Origin of the sequence: Streptomyces sp. NBC_01481 (assembly GCF_026339995.1) — a bacterium.
In the GTDB taxonomy this organism is placed as follows: Bacteria; Actinomycetota; Actinomycetes; order Streptomycetales; family Streptomycetaceae; genus Streptomyces.
Genome location: NZ_JAPEPT010000001.1, coordinates 747036 through 772391, shown reverse-complemented (window position 1 = coordinate 772391; position 25356 = coordinate 747036). Strand labels below are relative to the sequence as shown.

Annotated in this window: 18 protein-coding genes; all 18 read right to left on the bottom strand. The window is 70.0% G+C overall.

What is annotated here, in order from left to right:
- Positions 1-67 precede the first annotated feature (67 nt).
- Complete coding sequence (gene galE, locus OOK40_RS03600; RefSeq protein WP_266476410.1) at positions 68-1048, bottom strand: UDP-glucose 4-epimerase GalE; 981 nt, start codon at positions 1046-1048, stop codon at positions 68-70.
- A 79-nt stretch (positions 1049-1127) separates the two neighbouring features.
- Positions 1128-2411 carry a nucleotide sugar dehydrogenase gene (locus tag OOK40_RS03595; RefSeq protein WP_266476408.1) on the bottom strand — a complete coding sequence of 428 codons (1284 nt, stop codon included), beginning with the start codon at positions 2409-2411 and terminating at the stop codon, positions 1128-1130.
- The gene (locus OOK40_RS03590; RefSeq protein WP_266476406.1) at positions 2408-4057 is read right to left on the bottom strand and encodes a glycosyltransferase; all 1650 of its coding nucleotides are present in this window, start codon (positions 4055-4057) and stop codon (positions 2408-2410) included. Before OOK40_RS03590 ends, OOK40_RS03595 begins: the two co-directional genes overlap by 4 nt.
- Positions 4058-4068: 11 nt before the next feature.
- Positions 4069-5079, bottom strand: coding sequence for a Gfo/Idh/MocA family protein (locus OOK40_RS03585; protein ID WP_266478836.1), 1011 nt, complete (start codon positions 5077-5079; stop codon positions 4069-4071).
- Between the two features lie 2 nt (positions 5080-5081).
- On the bottom strand, positions 5082-6200 hold the full coding sequence (locus tag OOK40_RS03580; RefSeq protein WP_266476404.1) for a DegT/DnrJ/EryC1/StrS aminotransferase family protein: 1119 nt from the start codon (positions 6198-6200) through the stop codon (positions 5082-5084).
- A gap of 332 nt (positions 6201-6532) precedes the next feature.
- Positions 6533-10432: an Rne/Rng family ribonuclease gene (locus OOK40_RS03575; protein ID WP_266476402.1), complete on the bottom strand. Its 3900-nt coding sequence runs from the start codon at positions 10430-10432 to the stop codon at positions 6533-6535.
- Positions 10433-10663: 231 nt separating this feature from the next.
- Entirely contained in the window at positions 10664-11440 is a 777-nt protein-coding gene (locus OOK40_RS03570) for a TIGR03936 family radical SAM-associated protein (RefSeq protein ID WP_266476401.1), read from the bottom strand.
- A gap of 125 nt (positions 11441-11565) precedes the next feature.
- A complete protein-coding gene (locus OOK40_RS03565) occupies positions 11566-12741 on the bottom strand; it encodes a hypothetical protein (protein WP_266476399.1) in 1176 nt (391 codons plus the stop codon).
- A gap of 204 nt (positions 12742-12945) precedes the next feature.
- The gene (locus OOK40_RS03560; RefSeq protein WP_266478834.1) at positions 12946-14871 is read right to left on the bottom strand and encodes a TIGR03960 family B12-binding radical SAM protein; all 1926 of its coding nucleotides are present in this window, start codon (positions 14869-14871) and stop codon (positions 12946-12948) included.
- Between the two features lie 54 nt (positions 14872-14925).
- Positions 14926-16461: a CYTH and CHAD domain-containing protein gene (locus OOK40_RS03555; RefSeq protein WP_266476398.1), complete on the bottom strand. Its 1536-nt coding sequence runs from the start codon at positions 16459-16461 to the stop codon at positions 14926-14928.
- A gap of 50 nt (positions 16462-16511) precedes the next feature.
- Positions 16512-17714, bottom strand: coding sequence for a rod shape-determining protein RodA (gene rodA, locus OOK40_RS03550; protein WP_266476396.1), 1203 nt, complete (start codon positions 17712-17714; stop codon positions 16512-16514).
- A 3-nt stretch (positions 17715-17717) separates the two neighbouring features.
- Entirely contained in the window at positions 17718-19883 is a 2166-nt protein-coding gene (gene mrdA, locus OOK40_RS03545) for a penicillin-binding protein 2 (protein WP_266476394.1), read from the bottom strand.
- Positions 19884-19899: 16 nt separating this feature from the next.
- Entirely contained in the window at positions 19900-20571 is a 672-nt protein-coding gene (gene mreD / locus OOK40_RS03540; protein ID WP_266476392.1) for a rod shape-determining protein MreD, read from the bottom strand.
- 13 nt (positions 20572-20584) lie between these two features.
- Positions 20585-21538, bottom strand: a complete 954-nt coding sequence (mreC, locus tag OOK40_RS03535) for a rod shape-determining protein MreC (RefSeq protein WP_266476390.1) — start codon at positions 21536-21538, stop codon at positions 20585-20587.
- Positions 21539-21673: 135 nt separating this feature from the next.
- A complete protein-coding gene (locus OOK40_RS03530; RefSeq protein ID WP_142218247.1) occupies positions 21674-22693 on the bottom strand; it encodes a rod shape-determining protein in 1020 nt (339 codons plus the stop codon).
- A 255-nt stretch (positions 22694-22948) separates the two neighbouring features.
- The gene (gene ndk / locus OOK40_RS03525) at positions 22949-23362 is read right to left on the bottom strand and encodes a nucleoside-diphosphate kinase (protein WP_266476387.1); all 414 of its coding nucleotides are present in this window, start codon (positions 23360-23362) and stop codon (positions 22949-22951) included.
- A gap of 64 nt (positions 23363-23426) precedes the next feature.
- Positions 23427-23780 (bottom strand): DUF4233 domain-containing protein, encoded by a 354-nt coding sequence (locus OOK40_RS03520; RefSeq protein ID WP_266476385.1) that lies wholly within the window; start codon positions 23778-23780, stop codon positions 23427-23429.
- 6 nt (positions 23781-23786) lie between these two features.
- Positions 23787-25277 carry a folylpolyglutamate synthase/dihydrofolate synthase family protein gene (locus OOK40_RS03515; protein ID WP_266476383.1) on the bottom strand — a complete coding sequence of 497 codons (1491 nt, stop codon included), beginning with the start codon at positions 25275-25277 and terminating at the stop codon, positions 23787-23789.
- Positions 25278-25356 lie beyond the last annotated feature (79 nt).

The window sequence follows — 25356 nt, the reverse complement described above, 5'->3', positions numbered from 1 at the left end:
AGCAGTACGAAGGGCCCCCGGGAAGTCCCGGGGGCCCTTCGTCGTATGTACGGGGTGCGAGCGCAGGTCAGCCGCGTGCCTCCGGGTGGCGCAGGCACCAGCCTTCCCACGCCGATGTCACCATCGCGCGCACGTCGTGGCGCGCCTCCCAGCCGAGCTCCTGGCGGATGCGGTCGGCGGCGGCCACGACGCGGGCCGGATCGCCCGGCCTGCGGGCCGTGACCTCCGCCTTGCTGTCCGTGTGCCCGGTGACGTCGAGGATGATGTCGACCATCTCCGCGACCGAAACCCCTTCGCCGCGGCCGATGTTGAGGACCAGCGAGGCTGAGGGGTCCGCGGCGAGCCGCCGCGCCGCCGCGACATGCGCGGAGGCGATGTCCTCGACGTGGATGTAGTCGCGGATGCAGGTGCCGTCGGGCGTCGCGTAGTCGTCGCCGAAGATACGCGGCGGCTCGCCCGCGGTCAGGCGCTCGAAGACCATCGGCACGAGGTTGAAGATGCCCTCGTCGCCCAGCTCCGGCGAGGCCGCGCCGGCGACGTTGAAGTAGCGCAGGGAGGCGGTCGCCATGCCGTGCGCCCTGCCGACGGCGGTGACCAGCCATTCACCCGCGAGCTTGGTCTCGCCGTACGGGCTCATCGGCAGACAGGGCGTCGCCTCGGTCACCAGGTCGACGTCGGGCATGCCGTAGACGGCCGCCGACGAGGAGAAGAGGAACCGGCGGACGCCTGCCGCGGCCGACGCTTCGAGAAGGACCCGCAGACCCTCGACGTTCTCGCGGTAGTAGAACAGGGGCTTCTCGACCGATTCGGCCACCTGCTTCTTGCCCGCGATGTGCACGACTCCGGTGATCGCGTGCTCGGCCAGGACACGGCCCACCAGCTCACCGTCGAGGACGGAGCCGGGCACCAGCGGTACGCCCGCGGGCAGCCGGTCGGCGCTGCCGGTGCTCAGATCGTCGAGGACGACGACGCTCTCGCCACCGTCGGTCATCGCCTTCACCACATGGGAGCCGATGAATCCGGCACCGCCCGTGATCAGCCACGTCATGTCAATACCCCTTGCGGAACGGCCCCGTCCCGGTGACTCGGGACGGGGCCACTGTGTCGCTCCAGTACTGCGTACTTAATCAGCCGCCGATGACAACCCGGCGGACGCCTTCCCAGCGCGCCGGGTCGGTGGTGCGCCGGCCGTCGACCAGGACGCGGACGTCCGGCAGGTCGGATGCGGCCAGCTCGCGGTACTCGGCGTGGTCGGCCTGCAGGATCGCGGCGGTGACGGTCTGGCCCTCGTGCGGGGTCAGGCCGTGCGCGGTGAGCTCCTCGGCCGTGTACATCGGGTCCGACACGAAGGGGACGGCCCCGCGCGCCTTGAGCGCCTCGACGGTCGGGAAGACGCCGGAGAAGGCCGTCTCCTTCACACCGCCGCGGTAGGCGGCGCCGAGCACCAGCACGCCCACGCCCTCCAGGTCGCCGTAGGCGGCGGCAAGCAGGTCGACGGCGTACTCCGGCATGGCGGCGTTCGCCTCGCGCGCCGAGCGCACGACGGTGGCCTCCGGGTCGTTCCACAGGTACATCCGCGGGTAGATCGGGATGCAGTGGCCGCCGACCGCGATGCCGGGCTGGTGGATGTGGCTGTAGGGCTGCGAGTTGCAGGCCTCGATGACCTTCTTGACGTCGATGTCGTTCTTGTCGGCGAAACGGGCGAACTGGTTCGCCAGGCCGATGTTGACGTCGCGGTACGTGGTCTCGGCGAGCTTCGCCAGCTCGGAGGCCTCGGCGGTGCCCAGGTCCCAGACGCCGTTCGGCTGCGCCAGGTCCGCGCGCTCGTCGAAGTCGAGCACCTGCTCGTAGAACTCCACACCGTGCTTCGCGGAGGCCTCGTCGATACCGCCGACGAGCTTCGGGTAGCGGCGCAGGTCGGCGAAGACCCGGCCGGTGAGCACCCGCTCCGGCGAGAAGACCAGGTGGAAGTCCTTGCCCGCGGTGAGACCGGAGCCCTGCTCCAGCATCGGGGCCCAGCGGGTGCGGGTGGTGCCGACCGGCAGGGTGGTCTCGTACGAGACGAGCGTGCCGGGCTTGAGACCCGCGGCGATCGCCTTGGTGGCCGAGTCCATCCAGCCGAAGTCCGGCACGCCCTCGGCGTCCACGAACAGCGGGACGACGACCACGACGGCGTCGGACTCGGCGACGGCGGAGGCGGTGTCGGTGGTCGCGGACAGCAGCCCGGCGCCGACGGTCTCCTTGAGCAGACGGTCGAGGTCGTGCTCGCCGGGGAAGGGCTCGGTGCCGGCGTTGACCAGCTCGACGACCTTCTCGTTGACATCGGCGCCGATGACCTTGTGGCCCTTGGCGGCGAACTGGACGGCGAGCGGCAGGCCGATCTTGCCCAGCGCGACTACACAGATATTCATCGGGTCAGTTTCCTCTTCACACGGGACAGCAGGGCGCGCAGGCGCGGGAGACGGGACAGCAGGGCGCGCAGGCGCGCGTCCAGGCCGACTCTGGGCTCCCACAGGGGGGCCGTGGTGATGACCAGCCGTCCCTTGGGGTTCGCGTTGGCGGAGATGCGGTAGGGGATCTTCTCCCGCCACCGCCGTGCGAGCGGCAGCGGCAGCCCGCAGGTCTTCACCGGGATCTCGTACGTCGAGCCGGCGACGTTCACATGGACGCGGACGCCGAGCTTGGCGCGCTTCGGCTCGATCGGGATCCGGGCCCGGATCAGGGTGCCGCTTCCGTCGGGCATGGGCTCGCGGCTGAACTCGCCCACGGGGGCGGGCAGTTCGTGCCCTTCGGGCAGCTTGCGGCCGCCCGCCTTGTCGGAGCTCTTGGGCATGGCTCCGTTCACCAGACGGATGACGGCGGAGTCGGTGTCCCCGACCGTGCCGGCCCGTACGGCGACAGCGAGCGTCAGCTGCTCGCCGGTCTGCTCCCACTCGGCGGAGACCAGGCCGGTGGCCTCAGCCAGCACCGCGGGGAGGGACGCGGCGTCCGCCTCGAAGAGGCGGTCGGGCAGGTCCAGCCCCGCGGTGCGGAACCCCGGGTAGCGGACGAAGGCGCGGCCGTCCTCGACCAGGACCGGCGCCCCGGCCTCGTCGGTGATGGCCTGCACGAGCTCCTGGACCGCGCCCCGCTGGGCCAGCCCGATCCGTACCCGCCGCTTGACGTCCATGGAGTCACGCAGCGCGTCCGTGAAGTACTCGTCCGCGAGACGGGCGATACCGGCGCACACCTCCTGCCGGGTCTGCGCGTCCAGCGACGGGAAGTCCTCCCGGACGAGCTTGGCGAGCTCCCAGGTGAAGTGCCGCTTGAGGAGGTGGTCACGCTGGGGTCCTGCCTCGACGAGCCCGGCCGCGTGCTTCATGATCTCGGCCGTGCAGCGCAGCCGCGACAGATGATCGGCGCGGTAGGTGATGTTGCTGGCGTCCCCGCGCTTCACGGCGTAGTAGCACGTGTAGTCCGCCATCACCGAGATCTTCCGGGCCCGGACACACGCCTCGATCGTGAAGGGCATGTCGCTGCCGACCGGGAGGTCCTCGGGGAAGCGCAGCTTGTACTTGTCCACCAGCTCACGGCGGAACAGCTTGGTGTTGGCCAGCGTGAACGGCAGCTCCGAGTCGTACAGGCTGATGTCCGGGTCGCTCTTCTTGAAGAGCGCCTGGTGGACATAGCGGCCGTTCGTGCCGACCATTTTGCCGATCACGACGTCGGAGTCGTGCTTGTCGGCGTACGCCACCATCCGCGCCAACGCCTCTTTGCCGAGGTGGTCGTCGGCGCCGATGAAGTAGACGTAACGTCCGGTGGCCACGTCCAGCGCCCTGTTGCTGGGCGCGGCCGGGCCACCGGAGTTCGCCTGGTGGATCACCGTGATGGTGTCCGGGTACTTCTTCGCGAACCGGTCGAGCTCCGCTCCGCTCTCGTCCGTGGAACCGTCGTCGACGGCCACGATCTCGAGCCTGTCCCGGCCAATGCTCTGCCCGACAAGGGAGTTAAGGCATTCCGTCAGATACGGCATCGTGTTGTACACGGCGACGACGACGGTGACATCAGGACTGGTCAAGGCTCCTCGCCCTACTGGGCCGCGGGGTACGCGGAGAGATCGACGGTGATGCCCGTGGCGGCGGACTCCAGAACGGCTGCTGCGACCTCGACGGTACGAAGACCCTGGCGCAGTGTGCAAATGTCGTGCGACTTCCCGAGGACCGCGTCGCGGAAGAGCTCGTGCTCGACCAGCAGCGGCTCGCGCTTCGCGATGGCGTAACGGATCATGTCGCCCTCGGCGACGCCGCGGAACGCCTGGACCGCTTCCCACTCGGTGGCCTGGGAGGCGTTCGCGTAGAAGGTGAGGTCGGCGGTGAGGGTGTCCGCGACGAAGCAGCCCTTCTCGCCGGTGACCGAGGTGAAGCGCTCCTTGAGCGGGCTCAGCCAGTTGACCAGGTGGTTGACCATGGTGCCGTCGGAGAGCTGACCGACCGCGGAGACCATGTCCTCGTGCGGACGGCCCGACTTGGAGACCGTGCGCGCGGAGATCGAGGTGTACGTCTGGCCGGTCACCCAGCCGGTGAGGTCGATGTCGTGGGTGGCGAGGTCCTTGACCACGCCGACATCGGCGATGCGGTGCGGGAAGGGGCCCTGGCGGCGGGTGACGACCTGGTAGACGTCGCCGAGCTCGCCGGCCTCCAGGCGCTGGCGCAGGGAGCGCAGCGCCGGGTTGCAGCGCTCGATGTGGCCGACGCCGGCGACCAGGCCGCGCGACTCGAAGGCCTCGACGAGGCGGCGGGCGCCGTCGACGGTGTCCGCGACCGGCTTCTCGACGAGCGCGCCGATTCCGGCCTCGGCCAGCTGGAGGCCGACCTCCTCGTGCAGGGCGGTCGGGCACGCCACGACGGCGTAGTCGATGCCGAGCGCGATGAGCTCCTCGACTGTCGACAGCACCGGGGCGCCCTGGCCCCAGCCGTTCTTGTCACCCATCGGGTCGACGACGGCGACAAGCTCGACGCCCTCCAGGCCGGCGAGTACGCGGGCGTGGTGGCGGCCCATCGAGCCGAGGCCGATCAGGCCGGCCCGAAGTCCCTGGGCGATGGTCACTGGTTCTCTCCAAGCTCGTTCACGGCGACAACGATCCGCTCGAGGTCCTCCGCGGACAGCGAAGGGTGCACCGGCAGGGAGACGACCTCGGCCGCCGCACGCTCGGTCTCGGGCAGGTCCCAGTTACGGCCGGCCTTCTGGTCCGGCTCCCAGTACGGCTTCAGCCGGTGGATCGGGGTCGGGTAGTAGACGGCGTTGCCGACGCCCGCCTCGGTTAGCTTCGCCATGGCGGCGTCGCGGTCCCCGGCGATCCGGATCGTGTACTGGTGGTAGATGTGGCGCGCGCCTTCGGAGACGGTCGGCGTCTGCACGGCCGGCGCGGTGATGTGCTCGGTGAGGTACGCGGCGTTGGCGATGCGCTGCTCGGTCCAGCCGCCCAGCTTCGAGAGCTGTACGCGTCCGACGGCGGCGGCGACGTCGGTCATCCGCATGTTGGCGCCGACGATCTCGTTCGCGTACCGCTGCTCCATGCCCTGGTTGCGCAGGAGGCGCAGGGTGCGGGCGATCTCGGCGTCCGCCGTGGAGATCATGCCGCCCTCGAGCGAGTGCATGTTCTTGGTCGGGTAGAAGCTGAAGGTACCGCCCGAGCCGAACGCGCCGACGGGGGTGCCGTTCAGCGCGGCGGCGTGCGCCTGGCAGGCGTCTTCGACGACGGCCAGTTTGTGCTTGGCGGCGATGGGCATGAGCTTGTCCATCGCGGCCGGGTGGCCGTACAGGTGCACCGGCATGATCGCGGCGGTGCGCGGGGTGATCGCGGCCTCGACGGCCGCGGGGTCCAGGCCGAAGCTGCCCGGCTCGATGTCGGCGAAGACGACATCGGCGCCGACCAGGCGGACGGCGTTCGCCGAAGCGGCGAACGAGAACGAAGGAACGATCACTTCGTCACCGGGGCCGATGCCCAAAGCCAGCAGAAGGAGGTGCAGCGCGGAGGTACCCGAGTTGACGGCCACACAGTGGCGCCCCTCGACGAGCTCCGAGAAGCCCTCCTCGAACGCGGCGACTTCGGGGCCCTGTACGACCCTGCCGCTGCGCAGTACGCGTACTGCGGCCTCGATCTCTTCCTCACCGATGACCGGGCGTGCTGCGGGAATGGGCTGCTGGTTGCTGCTCGTCATGGACGTCCTCCTTGAACACCGCAAGAGCTCTATGTGGCAGAGGTCAGGGGCGGAGCGGACGTCTCACGAGGCCGCGCATACCCCTCCGGCGCAAAGCCAACGCCCTACCGAGGATCTGGGACCGGTCTTGTCCCGAACCGGGCCGGTCACCCACCGTAGTGTCCGGAACGGGGCCCTCACCCGGCAGCGACCGCCGTCACATTATCAGGGATTTCCTAGTCAATTTCGGGGCTGTTAACGCAGCCCTGCATCGATTCGGCGACAAAAACCGTGTCCCACCCCACAGTCTGCGGGATGGGACACGGTTCGTTCACTGAGGGCTCATCAACTGTTCAGCTCTCAGTGGTCGCCGTCACTGTGGGCAGCGACTGCTGCTCGGCCGCCGCTGTGGTCTTCTTCGCACCGGCCTTCTTCGCGGTCGTCTTCTTCGCCGCGGTCTTCTTGGCCGCCGTCTTCTTGGTGGCGGCCTTCTTCGCGGTTGCCTTCTTGGCGGTCTTGCGGGCGGCCTTCTTGGCCGGAGCGCCGGCCTCGTCGGCCCCGGCCTCCGGCTCCGCCGTGGGCTCGGCCGTCGCGGGGACCACGACGATCGCGGCCTCCTCGGCGCCCGACGGCGAACCGGCGGGAGCGGTGACCTTGCGGGTCACCCGGCGGCGCGCACGCGGCGGCGCCACGACGGGAGCCTCCTCCAAGACGGTGGTCTCCGGCTCGGCGACCGGCGCCTCGGCGTGGGGGGCCTCCGCCTTGGCCTCGATGACGACCTCCGCCTCGACGGGGGTCGTCTCGGCGGCCTTCGGCGCACCGGCCGGAGCCGTCGCCTTGCGGGTGGCCCGGCGGCGGGTGCGGCCCGCCGGGGCGGCCTCGGGAGCGGGAGCCTCCGCCTCGGCGACGGGCGCCTCGGCCCGGGGCTCGGCAACCGGCGCCTCGGCCCTGGCCTCGATGACGACCTCGGCCTCGGCCGCGGGGGCCGCGGCCTTAGGCGCACCGGCCGGAGCCGTGACCTTACGGGTCGCCCGGCGGCGGCCACGGCCGCGCGTCGCGGCGGCCTCGGCCTCCGCGGCGCTGCTGTACAGCTCCTCGTCCGGCACGAACTCGGGCTCCGCCGGCGCCACCGGGGCAGCCACCTCGGCGGCGACCTCTGCCTCGGCAGTGAGCTCGTGCTCGTGCTCCTGGCCCTGCTCCGCGCCGCCGCGCCCGCGCTTCTTGGCGCGCTTGCCGCCGCCACCGCCACCGGGGGCGGACGGCTGCTCCATGTGCACGATCACGCCACGGCCGTTGCAGTGGACGCAGGTCTCGGAGAAGGACTCCAGCAGACCCTGGCCCACACGCTTACGGGTCATCTGGACCAGGCCCAGCGAGGTGACCTCGGCCACCTGGTGCTTCGTACGGTCACGGCCCAGGCATTCGAGCAGACGCCGCATGACCAGGTCGCGGTTGGACTCCAGGACCATGTCGATGAAGTCGACGACGACGATGCCGCCCAGGTCGCGCAGCCGCAGCTGGCGCACGATCTCCTCGGCCGCCTCCAGGTTGTTCCTGGTGACGGTCTCCTCGAGATTGCCGCCCTGACCGGTGAACTTGCCGGTGTTGACGTCGACCACGACCATGGCTTCGGTCTTGTCGATCACCAGCGAACCGCCGCTCGGCAGCCAGACCTTGCGGTCCAGCGCCTTCATCAGCTGCTCGTCGATCCGGTACGTCGCGAAGACGTCGACCTCGGACGTCCACTTGGACAGCCGGTCGGTCAGATCCGGGGCGACGTGGTTGACGTAGCCGTGGATGGTCTCCCATGCCTCGCCACCGCTGACGATGACCTTGGTGAAGTCCTCGTTGAAGATGTCGCGGACGACCCGGACGGTCATGTCCGGCTCACCGTAGAGAAGGGTCGGGGCGTTGGAGCTGCCGCCGCTCTTGGCCTTCTTCTGGATGTCTTCCCACTGCCCCTGCAGACGCTCGACGTCGCGGCGCAACTCGTCCTCGCTCGCACCCTCGGCGGCGGTACGGACGATGACGCCCGCGTCCTCGGGGACGATCTTCTTGAGGATGGTCTTCAGACGGGCGCGCTCGGTGTCGGGCAGCTTGCGGCTGATACCGGTCATCGAGCCCTCGGGCACGTAGACCAGGTAGCGGCCGGGCAGCGAGACCTGGCTGGTCAGGCGGGCGCCCTTGTGGCCGATCGGGTCCTTGGTCACCTGGACGAGGACCGACTGGCCGGACTTGAGCGCGGCCTCGATACGGCGCGGGCCGTTCGCCATGCCCAGCGCCTCGAAGTTGACCTCACCGGCGTACAGAACGGCGTTGCGTCCCTTGCCGATGTCGACGAACGCGGCCTCCATGGACGGCAGTACGTTCTGCACCTTGCCCAGGTAGACATTGCCGACGTACGAGGTCGCCTGCTCCTTGTTGACGTAGTGCTCGACGAGCACGTTGTCCTCGAGGACGCCGATCTGGGTGCGCTCGCCGCTCTGGCGGACGACCATCACCCGCTCGACGGCCTCGCGGCGGGCGAGGAACTCGGCCTCGGTGATGATCGGCACCCGACGGCGGCCCTGCTCGCGGCCCTCGCGGCGGCGCTGCTTCTTCGCCTCCAGACGGGTCGAGCCCTTGATGGACTGCACCTCGTCGGACGGCTCGTCGCTCTTGGCGCGCGCCGGGCGGGGCTCGCGGACCTTGACGACCGTACGCTCCGGGTCGCCCGAAACCGTCTCCTCGCCCTCGGCGGGCTCACCGCTGCGACGGCGACGGCGACGACGACGACGGCTGCTGGCGGTACCGGCGGCCGAGGGGGTCCCGGTCTCGCCCTGCTCCTCCTCGCCCTCTTCGTCGTACTGGGCCTCTTCGCCGGCAGTCTCCTCGGAGGACTCCTCCGAGGTCTCGTCGGTGTCGGCGGGCTCACCGCGGCGACGGCGACGGCCACCACGGCGGCGGCGGCGCGAGGGACGCTCGTCGAACTCGTCCGACTCCTCGCCCTCGGTCTCCGGCTCGGCCTCGGTCTCGGTCTCCTGCTCGGCCTCCTGCGCGGCGGGCGCGGGGGCCTCGACCGGCTCGGCGGCCTCACCACGACGGCGACGGCGGCGACGGCCCGCGGGCTCGGGGGCGACGGTCTCGGCGACCGGCTCGACGACGTCCTCGTCCTCCTCCGGCTCCGTGTCCACGGCAGCGGCGGCGGCCGCGGCGGCCGTCTCCGGGGTCTGGAACATGGGCTCGGTGAAGACGGGGGCCTGGAACACGGCCACGGCGGGCCGTCCCGCCCGGCGGCCGCGCGCGGGCGCCTCGGCCTTCTCGCTCTCGGCCTTTGCGGGCTCGGCCTTCGCGCTTTCGGCCTTCGCGGGCTGGGCGAATTCGGGCGCGGCGGCGCGACGGCGCGTACGGCCACGGGTGGCGGCCTTCTCGGCGGCAGCGACCTCGGCCTCGGCCTCGGCGGAGGTGATCTGGGCGACGATGCCCGTGGGCAGGCTCTCGCCCGCCTCGACGACGTCCTCGTCCTCGTCGGCCTCGGCGGCCTGCGGGGTGGCTGCGGGCGCGGTGACCTTACGGGTGGCCCGACGGCGGGTGCGCGGCGCGGCTGCCTCGGCCTCCGGCTCGGCAGCAACCTCAGCGGCCTCGTCGGCCTCAGCCGTCTCTACTGGCTGCGGCGCACCGGCGGGCGCGGACGCCCGCCGGCGGGCACGGCCACGCGGCGCGGGAGCCTCGCTCTCAGTCTCGGTCTCGTCCTCGGCGGCCACGGCTTCGACGGCAGCGGGCTCGGCGACCGCCTCGGGGGCGGTCACCTGGCGGGTGGCCCGACGGCGGGTGCGCGGCGCGGGAGCCTCGGCCTCCGGCTCGGCAGCAACCTCAGCGGCCTCGTCGGCCTCCGGGGCACCGGCGGGCGCGGTGACCTTACGGGTGGCGCGACGGCGGGTACGCGGCGCGGCGGCCTCGGCCTCCGGCTCGGCAGAGGTCTCAGGGGCCTCTGCAGCCTCCGGGGCACCGGCGGGCGCGGTCGCCTTACGGGTCGCACGGCGACGCGTGCGGGGCGCGGCGGCCTCGGCCTCCGCGACATCGGCGACATCGGCGACGACAGCGGTCTCGGCGATGTCCGCCGTGACCTCCGCGGCCTCCGTGGAACCCGCGGCCGCCGTCGGCGGCCCCGCGGGACGCGATGCTGCCCGGCGCCTGCGGCGCGGCGGCAGCGTATCGCTGGGTGAATTGTTCTCGGTCTCTCCGGCGGTGCCGGATTCGTTCGGCTCGTGCATGCGGGCGGTTCTCCCGTCACGCTCCCGGGCGCCACGCCTGATTCCGGTCCGGTCACGGCCCGCGTGATGTTCGCGGTGCCGCCGTCCGGGGCGCGGGCGCCGCACGGGAGCTGATGTATGGCTCGCCGGTTCCCTACGCGTTGTACGTACGGCCTGGCGAAAGTCTCCTGTCAGTGCGCGGCCCGACCCAGGTGGCTCCCGAGTACCAGGGCTGCGCTACAACGACTGCCCTTACGCGGCGGGACCCGGCGCCGTCGCGGCGGCGATTCCGGCGGCCGTGGGTGTAGCGGCCGGAACTGCCTCGCGGTCGGGCGCGAGCGGGTCGGTCACCGTGCCGGACTCCTCGTCGAAGAGCCCCTGCGCCAGCCTGGTCACCGCTGCGGGGACCGGCGGCGCCAGGTCGGCCACAGCTCGGAGACCGGACAGGACGTCGTCGGGTCGCACGGCAGGTGTTACGTGCCGAACAACCAGCCGCAGTATCGCACAGGGCCCGTCCCCCGGCCTATCAGCCGGTGAATGGAGCGCCTGCAGCTCTGCCACGGCACCTCGTGCGTCGAAGGTCCGCAGGCCGTTCTTCGTCTTGCGCTCGACCTCTACGGTCTCGGCGCCGAGGAAGGCGGACACGGCCTGTGAAGCATCGTCGACTCCCACCCCGTCGAGCCGCAGCTCCCACACGGAGGCGGTGAGCCGGTCGGCGAGCCCCGACGTACGGGCCTCGACGGCGTCGGTGATGTCCAGCCCGGCGGGCAGCGACTCGTCGAGCAGCTCACGCAGCTTGTCGGGGTCGCGGTGCTCGGTGAGGGCGATCTCCAGATACTCGGCCTCGCTGCCCGTGCCGGTGGGTGCGGCATTGGCGTAGGAGACCTTGGGGTGCGGTGTGAAGCCCGCCGAGTACGCCATGGGCACCTCGGCACGGCGCAGCGCCCGCTCGAAGGCACGCTGGAAGTCTCGGTGGCTGGTGAACCGGAGGCGGCCGCGCTTGGTGTAGCGCAGTCGGATGCGCTGCACCGCCGGTGCGGGCGGCGGGCCTTCGGGCTGTCGCTTGCCCAGTGGTTCTTCTCCTCGGTGCGGGGCTGGCGCGGAGGGCGCGCCGCCCTCGGACGTGCGGGGTGTTCCCTGGGGGCCTGACCGGCTCACCCCCGCTTGTGCAGGGAGATCTCGGGTTCGGCCGGCGCGCCGGGAACAGTCGTTGCACTACCCAGAGTACGCGCCTGCCGCACTACCGGTTCGCCGAGCGTGCGCGCCGGAGGCCCGCCGACCAGTGCCCGCCAGGCGTCGCGCCTGGCCTGGCGTACCGTTTCGCGGGCCGATCGCAGCGCGGCCGAGGCGGCCCGGCCCGCCTCGACGGCGGCCTTCTTCGCCGGCCGCCAGATCCCGTCGCGCAGGGCATGCCCGACGGGGGTGCACACGACCTGGTAGAACCAGCGCACCGGTCGTCCCACCAGATTCCAGGCAAGCCACTTCAGCGCCCTGCCGACGGCGTGCGAGATGTATCCGGCGATACGCCAGGCGAAAGCGCACGCGTCGGCGATCTCGCGTCCGACGGGGGCGAGTATGCGCCGGTAGACCCAGGCGGCGGGCGTGACCAGCAGTGTCACGACCAGCCAGACGACCGCCATCCACACCCCGCGGCTGACGGCGGCGATGCCGCGCCCCGTCATGGTGAGCAGCCAGGCGATGCCGTGGCCGAGCGGCGTCAGCAGCTGCCGGTAGATCCACACCACCGGCACCACCAGCCCGTACGTCACCACCGGCACCACGACATACCGCCACAGCGCCACCCACGGCCAGACGAACAGGGCCCTGCCCAGCCAGCCGAGCACCACGGCGATGCCGTGCCCGACGGGGGTGAGCAGCCGGCGGTAGATCCAGCGCGCGGGCGCGAACAGCAGGTTCTCGACGAGCCAGGCGATGCCGTGGCCGAGCGGCGTCAGCAGCTGCCGGTAGATCCACACCACCGGCACCACCAGCCCGTACGTCACCACCGGCACCACGACATACCGCCACAGCGCCACCCACGGCCAGACGAACAGCGCCTTGCCGACGAAGAGCGCGACGGGGGCGAGCACGCTCTCGTACAGCCAGACCAGCCCGCGGCCGACCGGCCTCAGCAGGACGCGGTCGAGAGCGACCCCGCAGACGACGAGCAGGTCCCAGACCATCCGTACGGGAACGACCACGAGCAGCACCACAATCCGCACCGGGACCCGGACGACCGTGGTGAGACAGCCCTCGCCGGGCTGGTAGTGCGCGGGGGCCTGATGACTCCCGTATGGCTGGGGGGACTTCTCGAACTCCATGTCAGCCATGACGCGGCACAGCCCTGTCCGGATCCACTACCGGGACGCGGGTTGTGGTGGCGGCAGGAGCAGCACACGATCAAGGCCCGGCCACGGGGTTTCCCCCGCGGCCGGGCCCAGGGTCTGTCGTTCGGATCTTGCCGGGTTCGCGTGCCCTGGCACGCACGCTCGCTGATCCGGCCTGATCCGAACGACAGACCCTTGCCAGGAGCTCTAATTGACGACCGTCAGCGGCAGCAACTTCTTGCCGGTCGGGCCGATTTGGATATGCGTGTCCATCTGCGGGCAGACGCCACAGTCGAAGCACGGCGTCCAGCGGCAGTCCTCGACCTCGGTCTCGTCGAGCGCGTCCTGCCAGTCCTCCCAGAGCCAGTCCTTGTCGAGACCGGAGTCCAGGTGGTCCCAGGGCAGGACCTCTTCGTAGGTGCGCTCGCGGGTGGTGTACCAGTCGACGTCCACACCGAACTCGGGCAGCGCCTTCGCGGCACACGCCATCCAGCGGTCGTACGAGAAGTGCTCACGCCAGCCGTCGAAGCGGCCGCCGTCCTCGTAGACGGCCCGGATGACCGCACCCACCCGGCGGTCGCCGCGCGAGAGCAGGCCCTCGACGATGCCGGGCTTGCCGTCGTGGTAGCGGAAGCCGATGGAACGGCCGTACTTCTTGTCGCCGCGGATCTTGTCGCGCAGCTTCTCCAGGCGGGCGTCCGTCTCCTCGGCGCTCAGCTGCGGGGCCCACTGGAAGGGGGTGTGCGGCTTGGGCACGAAGCCGCCGATGGAGACCGTGCAGCGAATGTCGTTCTGGCCGGAGACCTTTCGGCCCTCGGCGATGACCTTGACCGCCATGTCGCCGATCTGGAGGACGTCCTCGTCGGTCTCGGTGGGCAGGCCGCACATGAAGTACAGCTTCACCTGGCGCCAGCCGTTGCCGTACGCCGTCGAGACGGTACGGATCAGGTCCTCTTCGGAGACCATCTTGTTGATGACCTTGCGCAGGCGCTCGGAGCCGCCCTCGGGGGCGAAGGTCAGACCCGAGCGACGGCCGTTGCGCGTCAGCTCGTTGGCCAGGTCGACGTTGAAGGCGTCGACCCGGGTGGACGGCAGCGAGAGGCCGATCTTGTCCTCCTCGTACCGGTCGGCCAGACCCTTGGCGATGTCGCCGATCTCGCTGTGGTCCGCGGAGGACAGCGACAGCAGTCCGACCTCCTCGAAGCCGGTCGCCTTGAGGCCCTTCTCGACCATGTCGCCGATGCCGGTGATGCTTCGCTCCCGCACGGGGCGCGTGATCATGCCGGCCTGGCAGAAGCGGCAGCCGCGGGTGCAGCCGCGGAAGATCTCCACCGACATCCGCTCGTGGACGGTCTCGGCGAGCGGCACGAGGGGCTGCTTGGGGTAGGGCCACTCGTCGAGGTCCATGACGGTGTGCTTGGACACCCGCCACGGCACGCCCGACTTGTTGGGGACGACGCGGCCGATACGGCCGTCGGGCAGGTACTCGACGTCGTAGAAGCCCGGAACGTAGACATTGCCCGTCCTGGCGAGGCGGAAGAGGACCTCCTCGCGCCCGCCCGGGCGGCCCTCGGCCTTCCAGGCTCGGATGATCCCGGTCATGTCGAGGACGGCCTGCTCGCCGTCGCCGATGACCGCGCAGTCGATGAACTCCGCGATCGGCTCGGGGTTGAAGGCCGCGTGGCCGCCCGCGAGCACGATCGGGTCGTCGATCGTCCGGTCCTTGGCCGCGAGCGGGATGCCCGCGAGGTCGAGGGCGGTGAGCATGTTGGTGTACCCGAGCTCGGTGGAGAAGCTCAGCCCGAAGACGTCGAAGGCCTTCACCGGACGGTGGGAGTCCACGGTGAACTGCGGGACCTTGTGCTCCCGCATCAGCTCTTCGAGGTCCGGCCAGACGCTGTACGTACGCTCGGCCAGCACGCCCTCGCGTTCGTTCAGTACCTCGTAGAGGATCATGACGCCCTGGTTGGGCAGTCCGACCTCGTACGCGTCGGGGTACATGAGCGCCCAGCGGACATCGCAGGCGTCCCAGTCCTTGACGGTGGAGTTGAGCTCACCGCCGACGTACTGAATGGGCTTCTGCACGTGCGGCAGGAGGGCTTCCAGGCGGGGGAAGACCGACTCGACAGGCATCGTGGTGTCTCTCATAGAGGCGGGCTGGGGTGACCATCAAGCGTACCTTGACGCTCATCCCGTCAGATCCGCCCGAAGTTCGGGGGCCGACGCCTGTGCCCACACCCCCGGCAGCTCCGCCTCGCGCTGAGCCGCGGCAGCCTCCTCCTGGCCGTACAACAGTCCCCAGGTGAAGGCCGACTCCCCCGCCGCATGCGACTGGATCGCGAGATTCCGCAGGGCTTCGCGGGCGACGACGCTGTCCTGGTGATCGCCGAGGACCGTCTGCACGGCCTTCATCCGCTTGGCGAACTTCTTGGCCGCCTTGCCGAGCGCGGGCGTGGCCGCCTCGCCCGCGTACCTGGCGCGCTTGGCGGCTTTGCGGGCGTCGTGCATGGCCAGGTCCCTGGCCTCGCCGGCCGGGAGCTCCAGGGCGTGGTCGATCCGGCCGGCCAGCCGGTCGTAGTCCTTGATCACGGCCGCGGGGACCACCCTGGCGGCGGCGCCGCCCGCCGCCTTGAGCAGCGGTGGGTCGGCGAGCAGGGTGTCCAGGGACTCCAGCAGCGCGAGGTAGCGCTTGCTGTCGAGCACGGCGACGGCCTTGCGCCGGGCGCCCGAGCCGTGGGCGACGCTCCACAGCCGCAGCCGCCCGCGCACGGGGCCGAGCAGCAGCGTCCTGGGCACGGCGTCGATCCTCGACTTCAGCCGCTCGGTGAGCACCTCCTGGTCGCGGGCGACACCGAGCTCGGCCGCGAGCCACTTGAGCTCCTCGCCGATCGGGTCGGTGATGGACCGGTCGATGACCTTCCGGAATGTCTTGAACGCGCTGCGCATCCGCCGGGTGGCGACCCGCATCTGGTGGACGGAGTCGGGCAGATCGCGGCGTACGGCGGGGTCGTAGGCGAGCAGCGCGTCAGCCTGTTCCCCCAGGTAAGCGAGGACCTGGCCGCCGGCGGTCCCCGGGTCGAGCTCGGCGCGCGGGGCCGGCAGCTTGGGGGCATGATCGCCCTGGGGGGCGGTGTCCACCAGCGCCCTCGCCAGCTTCGACGGCGAGGCGGCGGGCTTCAGCCCTGCCTTGCGGAGCTTTTTGTCGGCCGCGTCCAGGAAGGACGGGTCACTGCCGTCACCGAGCTCGACCTCGATCTCGTCCCAGGCGGCCGTTCTGCCGCCCTCGGTGAGGCGTTCCGCACGGACGGTGTCCCGGCTCAGCTCGGCGAGCAGCGTGCCGTCGCCGTCCAGAAGTTGGCGGATGTCCCGGGAGGACCGCAGCCGTACGACCGGCACGAGCTCGGCGTCCCGGGTGCGGGCCCGGGCCAGGCTCGCCAGGTTGCGCGGGACCGTGTCGGACAGGGGCGCGGTGATCTCGTCCCGTACCCCTGGTGCGACAGGAAGTTTTAGGTGCCAGCCCGCGTCGCTGCCGCCCGTTCTGCGCCGCAGGGTGATCGAGGCGGCGGCCAGCCGCAGGTCCACGGTGTCGTAGTAGACGGCGTCCAGCTCGACGACTCCCTTGTCGACGACCGCCGAAACCCCGGGCACCCGCCCGGGATCCGGCAGCCGGGTCTCGGGAGTGGCTTCGTACTTCCGCTCGATCTCGCGCTTCGTGTCCGCCATGAATTGAATCTAGTTGCCCAGAGGACGTCATGGCAGCCCCAAATGTTCACCTAAGCCGTTATCGGCCTCTGAACACGGATCGACTGCAGCAGTCCGATCGCGATCCAGACCGCGAACATCGACGTGCCTCCGTACGACACGAACGGCAGCGGCAGACCCGCCACCGGCATGATGCCGAGCGTCATACCGACGTTCTCGAACGACTGGAACGCGAACCAGGCGATGATCCCGGCGGCGACGATCGTGCCGTACAGCTCGGTGGTCTCGCGTGCGATCCGGCAGGCGCGCCACAGCACGATGCCGAGCAGCAGCAGGATCAGACCGGCCCCCAGGAAGCCGAGTTCCTCGCCCGCGACGGTGAAGACGAAGTCCGTCTGCTGTTCGGGCACGAACTGGCCGGTGGTCTGCGAGCCCTTGAACAGGCCCGTGCCGGTCAGCCCGCCCGATCCGATCGCGATCCTGGCCTGGTTGGTGTTGTAGCCGACACCGGCCGGGTCCAGCTCCGGGTTGGCGAACGCGGCGAAGCGGTTGATCTGGTACTCGTCGAGCAGTCCGAGGGCCGTGACCAGCACCCCGCCGATGACTCCGGCGCCGATCAGCCCGAGGATCCAGCGGTTGGAAGCGCCCGAGGCGAGCAGCACCCCGAGCACGATCACCGCCATCACCATGACCGAGCCGAGGTCCGGCATCAGCATGACGATCGCTATCGGAAGGACCGCGAGGCCCAGCGACTTGGCGACCGTCCGGTGGTCCGGATGCACTTGGTCGCCCGCGTCCACGCGCGCGGCCAGCATCATCGCCATCCCCAGGATGATCGTGATCTTCACGAACTCCGAGGGCTGGAGGGAGAATCCGCCGCCGATGACGATCCACGCGTGCGCGCCGTTGATGGTCGCGCCGAGCGGCGTGAGGACCAGCAGGACGAGCACCACGGACAGCCCGTACAGCACCGGGACTGCGCCGCGCAGGGTGCGGTGCCCGAGCCAGATGGTGCCGATCATCAGCGCGAAGCCGATACCGGTGTTGAGGGCGTGCCGGAACAGGAAGTAGTACGGGTCCCCCTGGTTGAGCTCGGTGCGCCCGCGCGTCGCCGACCACACGAGCAGCGAGCCGACGAAGGAGAGCGCGATCGCCGAGAAGAGCAGCGGCCAGTCGAGCCTGCGCACCATGGAGTCACGGGCGCTCAGCTGGGACCACAGGCCGCGGCGCCGGGGCCCGTATCCGGAGACGGAGAAGCCGTTCGTACCGGCCATGGCTCAGTCCCTCCGCGCGGGCGGGCCCGCGAGCTGCTCGGTCTGGTCCGGTTCCTTTTCCTTCGGCACGTACGGCTTGATCTCCGGAGCGTCGATGGAGCCGTCGGGCTGGATCTTGGGGAGCGCCTTCTGCGGCGCGGGCAGCAGGGCCCTCTTCAGGTCCTGGCCGCCCTTCTCGTCGAGTCCGTACATCGCCTCGTAGATCTTGCGCACGGCAGGACCCGAGGCGCCGGAGCCCGTACCACCCTGGGCGATCGTCATGATGATCGTGTAGTCCGGGGAGTACGAGACGAACCAGGAGGTCGTCTGCTTGCCGTAGACCTCCGCCGTACCCGTCTTGGCGTGCATCGGGATCTTGTCCTGCGGCCAGCCGCCGAATCGCCAGGCGGCCGATCCGCGGGTCGTGACTCCCGCGAGGGCTTGGTCTATCTGTTCGCGGGTGTCGGCGTCCATCGGCAGCTTGCCGTGGGACTTCGGCTTGATCTCCTTGACGGACTTGCCGTCCGGGCTGATGACGGCCTTGCCGATGGTGGGGTTGAAGAGGGTGCCGCCGTTGGCGATGGCGGCGTAGATGGTGGCCATCTGGATCGGGGTGACCAGTGTGTCGCCCTGTCCGATGGAGTAGTTGACGGAGTCACCCGCCCGCATCCGGTTGCCTTCGAGGCAGTTCTCGAAGGCGATCTTCTCGACGTAGGAGCCGTTCTTCTTGCCCTGCTTGCACCAGCCGTCCTTGTTGGCCTCCCAGAAGCGCTGCTTCCACTGACGGTCGGGAACACGGCCGCTGACCTCGTTGGGGAGGTCGATGCCGGTCTCCTTGCCGAGGCCGAACTGGTGGGCGGTCTTGTAGAACCAGTCGTTGGTCTGCTTCTTGGGCTTGGTGCCGCCGTCCTTCTGCCACTCGCGGTGGGCGAGGCCGTAGAAGACGGTGTCGCAGGAGACCTCCAGCGCCCTGCCGAGGTCGATGCTGCCGTAGCCCTTGGACTCGAAGTTCTTGAAGACCTGGCCGCCGACGGAGTACGAGGAGGGGCAGGGGTAGTCGCCGTCGAAGGGGTAGCCGGCGTTGACCGCGGCGGTCGAGGAGATCACCTTGAAGATCGAGCCGGGGGCGGCCTGCCCCTGGATCGCGCGGTTCAGCAGCGGGTAGTTGGAGTTCTTGCCGGTGAGCTTGGCGTAGTCCTTGGCGGAGATGCCGCCGACCCAGGAGTTGGGGTCGTAGGTGGGCTGGGAGGCCATCGAGATGATCCGGCCGGTCTTGTTCTCCATCACCACGACGGCACCGGCGTCGGCCTTGTAGTTCTCGTCGGTGTTCTTGTCGAACTCCTGGCGGGCGGTCTTCATCGCCTTGTTGAGCTCGTACTCGGCTACGGCCTGGACGCGCGCGTCGATCGAGGTGACGAGGTTGGCGCCGGGCTGGGCCTCGTCCTTGGCGGCCTGGCCGATGACGCGGCCGAGGTTGTCGACCTCGTAGCGGGTGACTCCGGCCTTGCCGCGCAGCTCCTTGTCGTAGGTGCGCTCGATGCCCGAGCGGCCGACCTGGTCGGAGCGCAGGAACGGCGAGTCGGTGTCCTTGGCCTTGGTGATCTCCTCGTCGGTGACCGGCGAGAGATAGCCGAGCACCTGCGCGGTGTTGGTCTTGCCGGGCGCGGTGTAGCGGCGTACGGCGGTGGGCTCGGCGGTGATGCCGGGGAAGTCCTCGGCGCGCTCACGGATCTGCAGGGCCTGTTGGGTGGTGGCCTCGTCGGTGACCGGGATCGGCTGGTAGGGGGAGCCGTTCCAGCAGGGCTGGGGGGTCTTGGCGTCGCAGAGCCTGACCTTGTCCATGACGTCCTTCGGCTTCATGCCGAGCACGGCCGCGAGGCGGGTGAGGACGCCCTTGCCGTCGTCCTTTATCTTCATCAGCTCGGTGCGGGACGCGGAGACGACGAGGCGGGTCTCGTTGTCGGCGAGCGGGATGCCGCGGGCGTCGAGGATCGCGCCGCGGACGGCGGGCTGGACGACCTGCTGGACGTGGTTGTTCTTCGCCTCGTCGGTGTACTCCTCGCCGTTGCGGATCTGGAGGTACCAGAGGCGTCCGCCGAGGGTCAGGAGGAGGGAGAAGACAAGGACCTGGATGATCACGAGCCGGATCTGGACCCGGGGGGTCCGCCCGGTCTCCGGAATGTTGCTCACGCTGCTGCCCCCTCGATCACAGTCGCTTGACTCCCTTGATGCGGCCGGCCCGTGCCGCCCGCGTCCTGGCCGCCTTCACCCGCAGTCCACCGCGGCGCTGGGTGCCGATCCGCAGACCAGTGCCGGAGGAGAGCCAGCGGGAGGCGACGTCGCCGCCGCCGCTGCTCTGGCTCTCGGAGAGCGGATCGTTCTCGGCGCGTCTGGCGAGGGCCATGATCAGCGGCACGGTGAAGGGCGCGAGCAGCAGGTCGTAGACGGCGGCCGTGAACAGCAGGCTGCCCAGGCCCACATGGCGGGCTGCGGTGTCGCCGACGAGGGCGCCGACCCCCGCGTACAGCAGCGTCGAGCCGATGGCGGCCGCGACGACCACGACCATCGGTCCGGTGGCCGACTTGATCTGGCCGTTGTCGGGGCGCACCAGGCCCGCGAGATAGCCGATGACGCAGAGCACGAGTGCGTAGCGTCCCGCGGCGTGGTCGGCGGGCGGGGCGAGGTCGGCGAGCAGGCCCGCGCCGAAGCCGATGAAGGCCCCGGCCATGTGCCCGTAGACGAAGGCGAGTCCGAGGACGACGAGCAGCAGCAGGTCGGGGACGGCGCCGGGGAGCTGGAGGCGGGCGAGGACGGAGACCTGGATGACGAGGGCGACCACGACGAGTGTCGTGGAGAGCAGCATCCGGTTGAAACGCATGACGGATCAGCTCCTACTGCTCGTCGTTCTGGCCGGTCGCGTTCACATCGCCGCCGGGTGACGGGGTGACCGTCACCGTGACCGTCGGTGTGGGCTTCGGGGCCGCCGGCTTGGGCGGCAGGACCGCGTCGCGCGGATCGGACCGGGGGGCCTGGACGACGACGCCGACGATGTCGAGCTTGGTGAAGCCGACGAACGGCCGGACGTAGATGGTGCGGGTGAGGTCGCCGCCGGAGGGGTCGACACGGACGACCTCCCCGACCGGGACACCCGGCACGAACGGCTTGTCGGCCTGCGAGCCGAAGGTGACCAGACGGTCGCCCTTCTTGACCTTGGCCTTGCCGTTGAGCAGCTGTACGGAGAGCGGACGGTCGCCCTGGCCGGTGGCGAAGCCGAGTTCGTCGGTCTTCTCCATGCGCGTCCCGACCGTGAAGTCCGGGTCGTTGGCGAGCAGTACGGTCGCGGTGTTCGGGCCGACCGTGGTGACGCGTCCGACGAGTCCGTCGCCGTTGAGCACGGTCATGTCCCGCTGGATGCCGTCGCTGGAGCCGACGTCGATGGTCACCGTCCAGGAGAAGCCCTGGGCCGCTCCTATGGCGATGACTTCGGCGCCCTTGATGCCGTACTGTCCCGCGCCGGCCTTCTTGAGCATCTTGTCGAGCTCGCGCACCCGGCTGCGGTTACGGTCGTCGCTGCCGAGTCTCTGCTTCAGCGCGGCGTTCTCGTGCTCCAGTTGGGTGATGCGGTCGTGGCGCTGACCGGAGTCCCGCACCGCTCCGATCGCGTTGCCGATCGGGTCGACCGCTGCCGCGACGCCGTTCTCGACCGGTCCGAAGACCGTGGCGGCGGCCTGCCGGGCGCCGTCGACCGGTGACTCCTCGCCCCCTCGGATATCCACCGTGATCAAAGCGAACGCGATGGCGATCAGCAGCACCAGGAGCAGCCGGCTCTCTCGTGTGTCCCTCACAGTGCGGCGGCCGTGCCTTCCTCGTAGGAATGGTGATGTCTGTATATCAACGACCCGCCGCACGGGTTGGCAGCGCACCCGTATGGGGGTCCCCCCACGCCCGCCAGGGCGTAGGGGGCGGATCCGTCGATGCCGCTAGCGGCGGGGCTGGGCGTCCAGCACCTGCTGGAGTGCCTCGAACTCCTCGACGCACTTGCCGGATCCGAGGGCAACGGAGTCCAGCGGATCCTCGGCGATATGGATGGGCATTCCGGTCTCGCGGCGCAGCCGCTCGTCCAGGCCGCGCAGCAGGGCGCCACCGCCGGTGAGGACGATGCCGCGGTCCATGACATCGCCGGAGAGCTCCGGCGGGCACTTGTCGAGGGTGGTCTTGACGGCGTCGACGATCGCGTTGACGGGTTCCTCGATCGCCTTGCGGACTTCGGCGGCCGAGATGACGACGGTCTTCGGCAGACCGGAGACGAGGTCACGGCCGCGGATCTCGGTGTGCTCGTCCTTGTCCATGTCGTAGGCGGAACCGATGGTGATCTTGATGTTCTCGGCGGTCCGTTCGCCGAGCAGGAGCGAGTACTCCTTCTTGATGTGCTGGATGATCGCGTTGTCCAGCTCGTCGCCGGCGACGCGGATGGACTGTGCCGTGACGATTCCGCCGAGTGAGATGACGGCGACTTCGGTGGTCCCGCCACCGATGTCGACGACCATGTTGCCGGTGGCTTCATGAACCGGGAGTCCGGAGCCGATGGCCGCGGCCATGGGCTCCTCGATGATGTGCACCTGACGGGCGCCCGCCTGCGTCGACGCCTCGATGACCGCGCGGCGCTCGACGCCGGTGATGCCGGAGGGCACACAGACGACGACGCGCGGCCGGGCGAGGTACCGGCGCTTGTGAATCTTCAGGATGAAGTAGCGGAGCATCCGTTCGGTGATCTCGAAGTCGGCGATGACGCCGTCCTTCAGCGGCCGGACGGCAACGATGTTGCCCGGTGTCCGGCCGATCATCTTCTTCGCCTCGGCGCCGACCGCGAGAATGCCGCCCGTGTTGGTGTTGATGGCGACGACGGACGGCTCGTTGAGGACGATCCCCCGGCCCCTGACGTACACCAGCGTGTTGGCGGTCCCGAGGTCGACAGCCATGTCACGGCCGATGAACGACATGTTGTTCCCCATGAGGATGCGTCTGGCCTTCCCAAATCGAGCGTTGATGGCTTTTTAGGATGGCGAGGTGGGTGCTGTGGCGTGGAGGTTTCATCGTAGTGCCGCCTGCACGGACACCGCGCGGTGAGTCCACCTCTCAATGTGGTGACGAGGTGTCGGAGCGATGCGTTCCCGCAAAGCACCTATGTACACCGAAGGGCGACCGAAATTCCTTCGGTCGCCCCAGGTGAAGAGCTCTGTATGGCTGACGGCCAATCAGGAAAGCCCGGGGAAGAAAATCTTGAGTTCTCGAATGGCGGACTCCTCGGAGTCCGAGGCGTGGATGAGGTTTTCCCGCACGATAGTGCCGAAGTCCCCACGGATGGAGCCGGGCGCGGCGGCGATCGGGTCGGTCGGCCCCGCGAGGGCGCGCAGGCCCTCGATGACCCGCTCGCCCTCGACGACGAGCACGACGACCGGACCGGACTGCATGAACTCGACGAGCGGCTCGTAGAACGGCCGGCCGACGTGCTCGGCGTAGTGCAGCTCCAGGATCTCCCGGTCCAGGGTGCGCAGCTCCAGCGCGCTGATGGTCCAGCCGTCCTTGGCCTCGATACGGCCGATGATCTCGCCGATCAGGCCGCGGCGTACGGCGTCGGGCTTGAGCAGGACGAGCGTGCGCTGGCTCACGGTGCGGGCTCCTTCATGTGCTGATTCGGGAGTTCAGAGGCTACAGGGCCGGACAGTACGCCGATTACGCAGCGTCAGGCTCTGAGGGGGCCTGAGCGGCCCATCTCGCCTTCGTCTCGTCGATCTTGCGGCCGTAGTGGACCGATGCCCACCACAGGCCCGCGAAGATCGTGCCGAGGAAGAACATCGTCGGCACCACGAAGCCGCTGGCGATCAGCGCGATCTGCAGTGCCCAGCCGAGCTGCACTCCGCCGGGGCGGCCGATCATCCCGCAGAGCAGGACCGAGAGCAGCATCCCGATGCCGCACACGGTCCATACGGTGGTCATGGAGAGTTCGTCGGACTTCATGGCGACGAGACCGGCGAAGCCGATCACGAAGAACTCGCCGATCAGGGTGGAAGCACAGAGCGTACGCATCGGAGGTCAGCCCTTCCCCAGCAGCAGCCGGGCCTCGCCGACCGTGATAACGGAACCGGTCACCAGGACGCCCGCGCCCGCGAACTCGGACTCCTCCTCGGCGAGCGTGATCGCCGCCTCCAGCGCGTCGTCGAGACGCGGTTCGACGACCACCCGATCGTCGCCGAAGACCTCGACGGCGACGGCCGCCAGTTCGTCGGCGTCCATCGACCGATGGCTCGAGTTCTGGGTGATCACCACCTCGGCGAAGATCGGCTCGAAGGCCTCCAGGAAGCCCCGGACGTCTTTGTCCCCGCTCGCGCCCACCACACCGATGAGGCGGGAGAAGCCGAAAGACTCGGTGATCCCGTCGGCGGCCGCCCGGGCGCCCGCCGGATTGTGCGCGGCATCCAGCACGACCGTCGGGCTGCGGCGCACGACCTCCAGACGGCCCGGAGAGGCCACCGAGGCGAACGCCTTGCGGATGGTGTCCATGTCGAGCCTGCGGGCCTGCTCGGAGCCGATGCCGAAGAAGGCCTCGACCGCGGCGAGCGCCACCGCCGCGTTGTGCGCCTGATGAGCCCCGTACAGCGGGAGGAAGATCTCGTCGTACTCCCCGCCGAGTCCGCGCAGCGTCACCAGCTGGCCGCCGACCGCGACTTCGCGGGCGACGACGCCGAACTCCATGCCCTCGCGCGCGACCGTGGCGTCGGCCTCGACGGCCTTCTTCAGCATCACCTGCGCGGCGTCCACCGGCTGCTGCGCCAGGATGACCGTCGCGCCCTGCTTGATGACACCGGCCTTCTCGACGGCGATCTCGGCGGGCGTCTCGCCGAGGCGGTCGGTGTGGTCCAGATCGATGGGGGTGATGACGGCGACGGATCCGTCGATGACGTTCGTCGCGTCCCAGCTGCCGCCCATGCCGACCTCGACGACGGCCACATCCACGGGCGCGTCGGCGAAGGCCGCGTACGCCATGCCGGTCAGCACCTCGAAGAAGGACAGCCGGAACTCCTGCTGGGAGTCCACCATCTCGATGTACGGCTTGATGTCGTTGTACGTCTCGATGAAGCGCACGGCGTCGATCGCGGCGCCGTCCAGGCTGATCCGCTCGGTGACCGACTGGACGTGCGGCGAGGTGTACCGGCCGGTGCGCAGATCGAAGGCGCCGAGCAGCGACTCGATCATGCGGGCCGTTGACGTCTTGCCGTTCGTCCCCGTGATGTGGATCGAGGGGTACGCACGCTGGGGCTCGCCCAGCACGTCCATCAGGGCAGAGATACGGGCGACCGACGGCTCCAGCTTCGTCTCGCCCCAGCGCGTCGCCAGGTCCGCCTCGACCGCGCGCAGCGCCTTGTCCACCTCCGGGTCTGCGGGCCGGGCGGGCACGGGGTCACCCTGGAGCGATCCGGCCTGCGCGCGCAGGGCGCGGCTGCCGGCCTCGATCACCGCCAGGTCGGGGTCACGGTCTGTCTCGGCGTCGACGATCTCGTCGAAGGGGTCGGGCTGGTTACTCACGGGGCCAGTCTACGGAGGAGCAGTGACAGGACGTTCGCCCCGCCCCTTTCGGGTGGTCTGCGTACCCCGCGCGAGGTAG